This is a genomic window from Hoylesella marshii DSM 16973 = JCM 13450, assembly GCF_000146675.1.
Classification (GTDB): domain Bacteria; phylum Bacteroidota; class Bacteroidia; order Bacteroidales; family Bacteroidaceae; genus Prevotella; species Prevotella marshii.
In genome coordinates this window covers 394,024-401,568 of the sequence record NZ_GL397214.1, presented here as the reverse complement: position 1 = coordinate 401,568, position 7,545 = coordinate 394,024, and the positions used below count along the sequence as shown (strand labels likewise).

10 protein-coding genes are annotated in these 7,545 nt (G+C 53.5%); all 10 read left to right on the top strand.

The window, feature by feature from the left end; all coding sequences use genetic code 11:
- On the top strand, positions 1-242 hold a 242-nt coding region (locus tag HMPREF0658_RS11725; RefSeq protein WP_211203967.1), incomplete at its 5' end, for a hypothetical protein.
- Positions 243-386: 144 nt separating this feature from the next.
- Positions 387-1,901 (top strand): flexirubin biosynthesis tyrosine ammonia-lyase FlxA, encoded by a 1,515-nt coding sequence (gene flxA / locus HMPREF0658_RS01705; protein WP_006948114.1) that lies wholly within the window; start codon positions 387-389, stop codon positions 1,899-1,901.
- The gene (gene flxB, locus HMPREF0658_RS01700; RefSeq protein WP_006948113.1) at positions 1,898-2,626 is read left to right on the top strand and encodes a flexirubin biosynthesis SDR family reductase FlxB; all 729 of its coding nucleotides are present in this window, start codon (positions 1,898-1,900) and stop codon (positions 2,624-2,626) included. The genes flxA and flxB overlap by 4 nt, the downstream gene beginning before the upstream one ends.
- Positions 2,623-3,837, top strand: coding sequence for a beta-ketoacyl-[acyl-carrier-protein] synthase family protein (locus HMPREF0658_RS01695; protein ID WP_006948112.1), 1,215 nt, complete (start codon positions 2,623-2,625; stop codon positions 3,835-3,837). Before flxB ends, HMPREF0658_RS01695 begins: the two co-directional genes overlap by 4 nt.
- A gap of 16 nt (positions 3,838-3,853) precedes the next feature.
- The gene (locus HMPREF0658_RS01690; RefSeq protein ID WP_006948111.1) at positions 3,854-4,147 is read left to right on the top strand and encodes a hypothetical protein; all 294 of its coding nucleotides are present in this window, start codon (positions 3,854-3,856) and stop codon (positions 4,145-4,147) included.
- Positions 4,148-4,289: 142 nt separating this feature from the next.
- Positions 4,290-5,390, top strand: a complete 1,101-nt coding sequence (locus tag HMPREF0658_RS01685; protein ID WP_006948110.1) for a FlxJ family methyltransferase — start codon at positions 4,290-4,292, stop codon at positions 5,388-5,390.
- 5 nt (positions 5,391-5,395) lie between these two features.
- Complete coding sequence (locus HMPREF0658_RS01680; protein WP_006948109.1) at positions 5,396-5,641, top strand: acyl carrier protein; 246 nt, start codon at positions 5,396-5,398, stop codon at positions 5,639-5,641.
- Positions 5,642-5,646: 5 nt separating this feature from the next.
- The gene (locus tag HMPREF0658_RS01675) at positions 5,647-6,552 is read left to right on the top strand and encodes an LpxL/LpxP family acyltransferase (protein ID WP_006948108.1); all 906 of its coding nucleotides are present in this window, start codon (positions 5,647-5,649) and stop codon (positions 6,550-6,552) included.
- Positions 6,539-7,012 (top strand): hotdog family protein, encoded by a 474-nt coding sequence (locus HMPREF0658_RS01670; protein ID WP_006948107.1) that lies wholly within the window; start codon positions 6,539-6,541, stop codon positions 7,010-7,012. The genes HMPREF0658_RS01675 and HMPREF0658_RS01670 overlap by 14 nt, the downstream gene beginning before the upstream one ends.
- Positions 7,009-7,449, top strand: a complete 441-nt coding sequence (locus HMPREF0658_RS01665; protein ID WP_006948105.1) for an acyl-CoA thioesterase — start codon at positions 7,009-7,011, stop codon at positions 7,447-7,449. Before HMPREF0658_RS01670 ends, HMPREF0658_RS01665 begins: the two co-directional genes overlap by 4 nt.
- Positions 7,450-7,545: the final 96 nt, after the last annotated feature.

Here is a 7,545-nt window from a genome sequence, read left to right as displayed (position 1 = left end):
CAAGGTGCATCCGTTCCATCCGCATCGTGCATCCGTTTCTCCTGCATCGCGATGCCGTTTTATCCGCATCCCGTCTCCGTTTCATCTGTATTCTCGTTCCTTTCCTCCCTGCTCCTCTTCATGCGGAGGCAAAACCCAAATCGGCATTATACGGTGCTTCGCTTATACTGAACGCATGCGGTAAACAGTGCGAGGCTTACGGCGAGCAAACTAAAATTCATAAATCCTTGTCTTGGTGTTGAGAAGTTTAGTTTTTTCTTAGTGGAACTTATGAAGCGTGCGTCTGCGTCGAAACCATTTACAGTTATTTGTTTTATAGGAAATAAATCATTATTTTTGCATCCGCATTTTGTGTCTTGCAAGGATAAACGTGTTTAAAAAAGGTTATGGACAACTTTATTTTTACAATTGAGAGTGTTGAGAAGTATCTCTTCCATGACGAGAGAGTGCATCTCAATGATACTGTCTATCAACGTATCAGACACTGCTACGATTTTCTGAAATCATTTGCTACGAATCGAATAATATACGGCATCAACACCGGATTCGGGCCGATGGCACAATGGCGGGTCGAAGACAAGCATCTCGAAGAACTTCAATACAACATCATTCGCAGTCATGCAACCGGCGCCGGTCGGCCGCTCGACGATATCTACGTAAAGGCGGCCATGGTTGCTCGCGTCGGAACGTTTGCACAAGCGCGCTCGGGCATACATCCCAGCGTAGTTAAGATGCTCGTGCAGATGATTAATGCCGACATTCTGCCCTTTATTCCGCAGCACGGGAGCGTGGGAGCCAGTGGCGATTTGGTGCAATTGGCGCACATCGCACTCACGATGATTGGCGAAGGCAAGGTGCATTATCGCGGCGAGTGGCGACCGTCGGCCGAGATACTCAAAGAGAACGGCATCGAGCCGATGAAGATTCATATTCGTGAGGGACTTTCGGCCGTAAACGGAACCAGCGTGATGACGGGTATCAGTGCGGTTAACCAGATTTATGCCGAACGACTACTTGATTGGAGCGTGCTTGCGGCCGTGTGGATGAACGAGATTGCCGCGTCGTTCGACGATTGGATGAGCGAACCGCTTAACGCTTGTCGTCGGCACACAGGTCAGCAACTCATAGCCCAACGCATGCGCGAGCTGTCTGCGGGCAGTCGTCGATTGCAGAAGCGCGAACACGTGCTATATAAAAAGGAGAAGTGCCAACAGGACGTTTTCGAGCAAAAGGTGCAGGCTTATTATTCGCTGCGATGCACGCCGCAGATTCTCGGGCCGATTCACGACACGCTCGTTGCTGCCCACACGCTCATCGACGAGGAGCTCAACTCGGCGTGCGACAATCCCATCATAGACCCCGAAACGGAGAACGTCTATCATGGCGGAAACTTCCACGGCGACTACATATCGCTCGAGGAAGATAAGGTCAAGATAGCCATCGTAAGGCTCGCAATGCTTGCCGAACGCCAACTCAACTATCTATTCCACGACCGCATCAACGGCATTCTTCCGCCTTTCCTCAACATGGGCACACTCGGACTGAACTACGGAATGCAAGCCTGCCAGTTCACCGCCACGTCAACCACTGCCGAATGCCAAACGCTGGCCATGCCCAACTATGTGCACTCCATTCCCAACAACAACGACAATCAGGACATCGTGAGCATGGGCACCAACACCGCCCTACTCTGTGCCCGAGTCATTGAGAACGCCTACGAGGTGATGGGCATACTGATGATGGCTCTCGCGCAGGCCACCGATTGCCTCGGCATTGCCGATGAGCTCGCGCCGGCTACGCGGAACATCTACAACGAACTGAGAACGATTTGCAGAACCATCGTCGAAGACAAACCTTTCTACGACGACCTCGCAAACACGATTGAATATTTGAAGAAATGAAATACGCTTTAGTGACAGGCGGAAGCCGAGGAATCGGTCGCGCCATAGCCATCCGACTTGCACAAACGGGATTACCCGTTGTGATTAACTATGTTTCAAACGAAGCTGCGGCTGCCGAAACGAAAAACGAAATCGAACAAGCCGGCGGACAAGCCGAACTACTGAAATTCGATGTATCGAAGCCCGAAGAAACAGAGCGCGCCCTCGGCGAATGGGAAGACAGCCATCCCGACGACTACATCGGCGTGCTGGTGAACAACGCCGGCATCCGTCGCGACAATCTCATGATATTCATGCAGAACAGCGAGTGGCACTCTGTTGTAGACACCACGCTCAACGGATTCTTCTACACCACGCGTCGCCTGCTCAAACGAATGATGACACGACGCGACGGGCGAATCATCAACATCTCGTCGCTCTCCGGATTGAAAGGACTGCCCGGGCAGGCAAACTATTCCACCGCCAAGGCCGCCCTCATCGGCGCAACAAAAGCGTTAGCACAGGAGGTTGCACCACGTCGAATAACCGTGAACGCCGTAGCCCCCGGGTTTATTGAAAGCGATATGACAAAGGATTTGAACCAAGACGAACTCAAGAAACTCGTTCCGGCCGGCCGATTTGGAAAGGCCGACGAAGTAGCCGCCCTCGTGGCCTTCCTTGCAGGCGGCGATGCAGCTTATATCACCGCACAAACCATCGGAATCAACGGAGGACTTTATTCATGAAAAGAGTCGTAGTAACAGGCATCGGCCTCTGGGGATGCCTCGGAAAGAACACCCAAGAAGTAACAGAAAGCCTGCGAGCGGGGCGAAGCGGCATCGGCCTCGACAGCGCGCGACTGGAGTATGGTTATCAGTCGGGGCTCACCGGTATTGTTGAACGCCCGAAGCTCAAAGGACTGCTCGACCGCCGCATGCGCACCGGCCTGCCCGAAGAAGGCGAATACGCATTCATGGCCTCCAAGGAAGCCTTCGCAATGGCCGGCATCGACGAAGATTATATGTTCGGCAACGAAATAGGCTGCATCTTTGGCAACGACTCCTCGTCGACACCCGTCATCGAAGCCGCCCGCATCATGGAAGCCAAACACGACTCGGCGCTCCTCGGCAGCGGATACATCTTCCAATCGATGAACTCCACCGTAACGATGAACATGAGCACCATCTTCCACCTGCGCGGCGTAAACTTCACCGTGAGCGCAGCCTGTGCGAGCGGAAGTCATTCCATCGGGCTCGGCTACATGATGATTAAACAAGGTCTTCAGGATATGGTTCTCTGCGGCGGCGCCCAGGAGGTCAACGTATATTCCATGGCCACCTTCGACGCCCTCGGCGCATTCTCAAAGCGGATGGACGAGCCAGAGCGAGCCTCCCGACCGTTCGACCGCGACCGCGACGGACTCATCCCCAGCGGCGGAGCGGCTGCCCTTGTGCTCGAAGACCGAGACCACGCCATCGCCCGCGGCGCCACGATACTCTGCGAAGTAACGGGCTATGGATTCTCGAGCAACGGCGGCGGAATATCCCAACCCAGCGACGACGGCAGCGTGCTGGCCATGCAACGTGCCATGAACGACGCAGGCATCGCAGCCGGCCAAATCGACTACATCAACGCCCACGCCACCTCCACTCCGCAAGGCGACATGTTCGAAGCCAAAGCCCTCGCCCGCCTCTTCGGCAACGAGCGCGCACTCATCAGCTCCACCAAGGGCATGACCGGCCACGAATGTTGGATGGCCGGCGCAAGCGAAATCGTCTACAGCATTCTCATGATGCAACACAACTTCGTTGCACCGAACGTGAACTTCGACAATCCCGACGAATATTCCGCCCCACTCAACATCGCCGCCCAAACCGTGGAAACCGAGCTGCACACCGTGCTCTCAAACTCATTCGGATTCGGAGGCACCAACAGCGCACTGATTATTGAGAAATAACAACTTAATTATTTTTATGGAAAGGATATTAGTAGCAATTATCGCGATTTTCAGCGGTTTAAACATGTTGCGCGACGCCTTCGAAGAAGATGGCCGAAGACACTGTAAAAACAATGAAAAAAGCCTGCAAAAGCCATTAATAAATGGTTTGGGCTTCGCGGGACTCCCGCAAACGAAAATCCAATGGTTTCAGCCCAGCGGGACTCCCGCAAACGAAAATCCAAATAATTTCAGCCCGGCGGGACTCCCGCAAATAAAAATCCAAATAATTTCAGCCCAGCGGGACTCCCGCAAACGAAAATCCAAATAATTTCAGCCCAGCGGGACTCCCGCAAACGAAAATCCAAATAATTTCAGCCCGGCGGGACTCCCGCAAACGAAAATCCAAATGGTTTGGCTCTCGCAACACCCCTTGCAAGCATAAAGCAGAACTTAAAATACAAAACACAACGATGAACTTATTCCCCTCCCTCACCGAGCGCTACACCCGCGAGCAACTTTCGGCACGCGAGGCACAGCGGCTGGCCGAATTCATAGCATGGGCGCCTGTGGTGTTTCAGGTTTCGCGACTGATGGTGAAGTTCGGCATACTCGACCTGCTGCGCGACAACGCCGACGGACTAACCGTCGACCAAATCGCCCAACACACAAAACTATCCGTCTATGCCGTGAAGATACTCACCGACGCATCGCTCAGCGCAGGCACCATTCTCGTAGATGCCGAAACCGACCGATTCACACTCTCGAAAACCGGATGGTTCCTGCTCACCGACCCCGCCACACGAGTAAACATCGACTTCAACCACGACGTAAACTATCGCGGGCTCTTCCATCTCGAAGAATCGCTCGTAAACAAACGACCGGAAGGACTGAAAACACTCGGCACGTGGCCAACCATATACGAAGGACTCGCCCAACTGCCCGAACAAGTGCAGAAAAGCTGGTTCGGATTCGACCACTTCTATAGCGACCACTCATTCGACGAGGCTTTGCCCGTTGTCTTCGCCAGCAAACCCAAGCGTTTGATGGACGTGGGCGGAAACACCGGACGATTCGCACTGCGATGCGTGGAGTACGACCCGCAGGTGGAAGTGACGATTGTAGACCTGCCCGGACAAATCGACATGATGCGTCGCAACGTGGCCAACAAACCCGGAGCCGACCGCATATCGAGCTTCGCAACCAATCTGCTCGAACCGTCGAACAGCCTGCCCTCAGGCGAGTGGGACGCAATATGGATGAGCCAATTTCTCGACTGCTTCGCCGAGAAAGAAATCGAAAGCATTCTCCGGCGCGCCGCCCAAGTCATGTCGGCCCATACCCACCTCTACATCATGGAAACCTTTTGGGACAGGCAACGCTTCGAACCCGCCACGCTCTGCCTCACGATGACGAGCGTTTATTTCTCAACCATGGCCAACGGCAACTCGAAAATGTATCACAGCGACGACCTCATTCGCCTCATTAGTCGCGCCGGTCTGGAGGTGGAATCCATACACGACGGACTCGGACAGGGGCACACCATCTTAGATGTTACATTAAAACACATATAAAACTCATGACACGAACAGAAATTGAAGAAAAGGTGAGGCACTTCCTCATCGAAGATTTGGAAATCGACGAAGAAAAGCTCAAACCCGAGGGTAAACTCAAAGACGACCTCGGCATCGATAGTCTCGACTTCGTAGACATTGTGGTGATTGTTGAAAACAACTTCGGCTTTAAAATCAAACCCGAAGAAATGGCCGACGTCGTCACCCTTAAAGACTTCTGCGACTACATCGAACGCAAGGTAAACGCATAGGCTCCATGCAACGCGAATGGCAAGGCTCAACCGACGGAAACAAGTGGATGCAACAGCAACTCATCAACTGTTTCCGCTTTCTCAACCTCCGCATCTACTACGCAGGGGTGGCGGTAGTCGTGCCATTCTATATGCTTTTCGGTCGAGGATTCAAAACTTCCTATTCATTCTTCCGTCGCCGGATAGGGCACGGCAGGTTGCGTTCCGTCTTTCTGGCATATGCCAACTTCTTCCGGTTCGGTCAGGTCATCATCGACCGCTTTGCCGCTTATGCGGGAAAGAAGTTTAGCATCGCCATCGACAACTACGAAGCCTTCGCCGAGCTGGCCTCTGCACCGGGCTCGTTTATGATGCTCAGCGCGCATGTTGGCAACTACGAGATGGGCGGTTACAACTTAGTTTCCGAGCAAAAAACCATCAACGCCATCATCTTTGCCGGCGAAACCGAAACGGTGATGGAGAATCGAACGATTCAGTTCGGACGAACAAACATCCGCATGATTCCCATCCGCCCGGACATGAGCCACCTCTTCGCCATCAACCGAGCACTGCGCGACGGAGAGATTGTAAGCCTGCCGGCCGACCGTTGCGATGGTTCGGAGCGTACCGTGGCGTGTACGTTCTTCGGACAGACGGCTCACTTTCCGATGGGACCTTTTGCAACCATCCAACAACGCCGAACGCCCGCACTGGCCATCTTCGTAATGAAAGAATCGGTGAAGGGTTATCGCATTTTCGTTCGTCGGTTGGCATTGCCCGATGAGTCGCTTCCGAAGAAAGAGTTCATTCACCAGCTGTCCCAGCAATACGCCGCGCTGGTCGAGGAAACCGTCAGGAAATACCCCACACAATGGTTCAACTTCTTCGACTTTTGGGCAGAAACAAACAACGAAACAGATGGAAAGAAATAGCATCCCGCCCTTCGAAAACATCGACGTACTCACGCTCTTGCCCCAGCAACCGCCATTCGTGATGGTCGACCGACTGCTTGCTTGCGACGACACCCGAACCGTGTGCAGCTTCACCCCTCAACGAGATAACCTCTTCTGCGAGCAAGGCGTACTGAAAGCCGCCGGCGTGATTGAGAACATCGCCCAATCGTGCGCCGCCCGTTTAGGCTTTGTCAACAAGTACATTCTTCGTCAGGCCGTTCAGGTGGGCTACATCGGAGCCGTGCGCAACCTCACGATATATCGCGAGCCACGAGTCGGCGAAACACTCCGAACCACCGTCGTCATCGAAGAAAGCGTGATGGGAATGACCCTCGCATCGGCCCGAGTTGAAGCAGCCGACGAACTGATAGCCGAGACGCAGATAAAAATTGCGCTGGCCGAACAAACCGCCCCAACCCCACAAACAACAAACGAATGACAACCCTGCAAGCCTCTAAACAGATAGACGTACGATTCAGCGAAGTCGATTCGATGAACGTTGTGTGGCACGGCTCCTATGCCCTCTACTTCGAAGATGCCCGCGAGGCGTTCGGCGCCAAATACGGACTGGAATACATGACCATTGCCGCCGCCGGCTGCTTCGCCCCGCTCGTCGACCTCTCCTTCCGCTATCTGCGCCCCATCGTCTACGGCATGCCCTGCCGCGTCGACATCTTCTATCGCCCCACCGAAGCCGCCAAGATAGTGTTCGACTACGAGATTCGCGACACCCAAACCAACGCACTCATCGCCACCGGCCACAGCGTGCAAGCCTTCATGGACAGAGAATACCGCCTCCTGTGGTACCGTCCCGACTTCTACACCGCATGGCAAAAGCGATGGAAAGTATTTCAGTTGGAAGAAGCTAATGAGTAATCCAAAAATACATAATGAGCTATCCGAAGAAAGCTAATGAGCAGTCTCGGGAAAGCTTAAGAGCTTTTCAGAAAAAGCTTAAGAGCTTTTCGGAGA

What these genes read in the sequence shown, in the direction of transcription:
- HMPREF0658_RS01675 (WP_006948108.1), top strand. Translation starts at nt 5,647, where the DNA reads ATGCAACGCGAATGGCAAGGCTCAACCGACGGAAACAAGTGGATGCAA.
- flxB (WP_006948113.1), top strand. Translation starts at nt 1,898, where the DNA reads ATGAAATACGCTTTAGTGACAGGCGGAAGCCGAGGAATCGGTCGCGCC.
- HMPREF0658_RS01695 (WP_006948112.1), top strand. Translation starts at nt 2,623, where the DNA reads ATGAAAAGAGTCGTAGTAACAGGCATCGGCCTCTGGGGATGCCTCGGA.
- HMPREF0658_RS01665 (WP_006948105.1), top strand. Translation starts at nt 7,009, where the DNA reads ATGACAACCCTGCAAGCCTCTAAACAGATAGACGTACGATTCAGCGAA.
- HMPREF0658_RS01690 (WP_006948111.1), top strand. Translation starts at nt 3,854, where the DNA reads ATGGAAAGGATATTAGTAGCAATTATCGCGATTTTCAGCGGTTTAAAC.
- HMPREF0658_RS01670 (WP_006948107.1), top strand. Translation starts at nt 6,539, where the DNA reads ATGGAAAGAAATAGCATCCCGCCCTTCGAAAACATCGACGTACTCACG.
- flxA (WP_006948114.1), top strand. Translation starts at nt 387, where the DNA reads ATGGACAACTTTATTTTTACAATTGAGAGTGTTGAGAAGTATCTCTTC.
- HMPREF0658_RS01685 (WP_006948110.1), top strand. Translation starts at nt 4,290, where the DNA reads ATGAACTTATTCCCCTCCCTCACCGAGCGCTACACCCGCGAGCAACTT.
- HMPREF0658_RS01680 (WP_006948109.1), top strand. Translation starts at nt 5,396, where the DNA reads ATGACACGAACAGAAATTGAAGAAAAGGTGAGGCACTTCCTCATCGAA.